Here is a 1,611-nt window from a genome sequence, read left to right as displayed (position 1 = left end):
CGTGTTTGATAGACCAGATGCGGGAGAGCGAGCTGTTCTCGTCCACTTAGACTTTCCAAATGAAAATGACCGTGAAGATGCGCAGGAGTTTCGTGAACTTGTGCGTTCGGCAGGTGTTGAGCCTGTTGGGATCGTTACCGGTAGTCGATCGCAACCCAGTGCGCGTTTTTTTGTAGGTTCCGGAAAGTTAGAAGAAATAATTACGGAAAAAGCAGTAACCGACGCTGATGTGGTGTTGTTCAATCACGCTCTCTCGCCTAGTCAGCAGCGTAACCTTGAGGGCTCCCTTGAGTGCAGAGTGATCGATCGGACTGGTGTGATCCTTGATATCTTTGCGCAGCGTGCTCGTACTCACGAAGGCAAGTTGCAGGTAGAGCTTGCGCAGTTAGAGTATATATCAACGCGTTTGATTCGTGGCTGGACTCACTTAGAGCGTCAAAAGGGTGGGATCGGTTTACGTGGTCCGGGTGAAACGCAGCTTGAAACTGATCGGCGTCTCCTACGTGGACGTATTAAAGCATTAACGGGGCGTCTTGAAAAAGTACGCAAACAGCGAGACCAGGGTCGCAGATCTCGTACTCGAGCTGAAATTCCCACGATTTCTTTGGTGGGCTACACCAATGCCGGTAAATCGACATTATTTAACCGGCTGACAGACTCGGGTGTTTATGCCGCTGATCAGTTGTTCGCAACACTAGATCCAACACTTAGGCGTATTGATTTTCCCGATATTGGTCGTGCCATTTTGGTAGATACGGTCGGGTTCATACGGCATTTACCTCACAAGTTAGTTGATGCGTTCAGAGCAACGCTAGAAGAAACAATATCGGCTACGCTTTTGCTGCATGTTATAGACGGTGCTGATTCAAGAAGGTTGGACAATATAGAGGCAGTCGAACAAGTTTTAGATGAAATAGGCGCGGGCGATGTTAAGGTCCTCCGAGTCTATAATAAGATCGATTTGTTGGACGATGGCGTAAGTAGAATTGATCGCGATGAAGATGGTGCTCCTGTAAGAGTGTGGTTGTCAGCAAACTCGGGAGAGGGAACTGATTTATTGTCTGATGCAGTCGCTGAGTTGTTAAGCGATGAGGTTATGCACTGCATACTTCGACTTCGCCCAGAGCAAGGTCGGCTCAGAGCGATGTTATTTGAGTCAAATCATGTCATTCAGGAAGAGTATGATGATAAAGGGATGGCACGTGTTGAAGTTCGTTTGCAGACCAGCGATTTTGAAAGAATGCTTAAACGCTGCAATGTTCCGCGCGCGGATTTGCTGATTGATAGGCTGTAAGAGAGCTCAGAACTTTCTGACTAAGATTTCATAATAAGGAGCATTCTGTTTGCTTGCTCCTTTTGGCGCAGCGATTTACGATTGCTGTGAATGTTTTAAATTAAAACTGATGACAACAACGGGGTAATCTATGGCTTGGAATGAGCCGGGTAATTCTAATGGGAAAGACCCATGGGGTAATAATAATCGTGGTGGCAATCAAGGCCCGCCGGATTTAGATCAAGCGCTTAAACAATTGATGGACAAGCTAAACGGGCTGTTTGGCGGGTCAGGAAATGGCAATGGCGGTTCTGATAATAACGGTGGTAAGCAGGGCT

The 1,611-nt window shown here is 47.2% G+C and carries 2 protein-coding genes; both read left to right on the top strand.

Annotation, left to right across the window (positions count from 1 at the left end; all coding sequences use genetic code 11):
- The first annotated feature begins 1 nt into the window (after nucleotide 1).
- Nucleotides 2–1,294 carry a ribosome rescue GTPase HflX gene (gene hflX / locus A3738_RS28985; protein WP_068481638.1) on the top strand — a complete coding sequence of 431 codons (1,293 nt, stop codon included), beginning with the start codon at nucleotides 2–4 and terminating at the stop codon, nucleotides 1,292–1,294.
- Between the two features lie 130 nt (nucleotides 1,295–1,424).
- Nucleotides 1,425–1,611, top strand: a 187-nt coding sequence (locus A3738_RS28980) for a protease modulator HflK N-terminal domain-containing protein (RefSeq protein ID WP_197474123.1), incomplete at its 3' end; no start/stop codon positions are given.

The sequence above is a fragment of the Oleiphilus sp. HI0066 genome (assembly GCF_001635725.1).
This window is presented reverse-complemented; position numbering and strand designations above follow the sequence as displayed.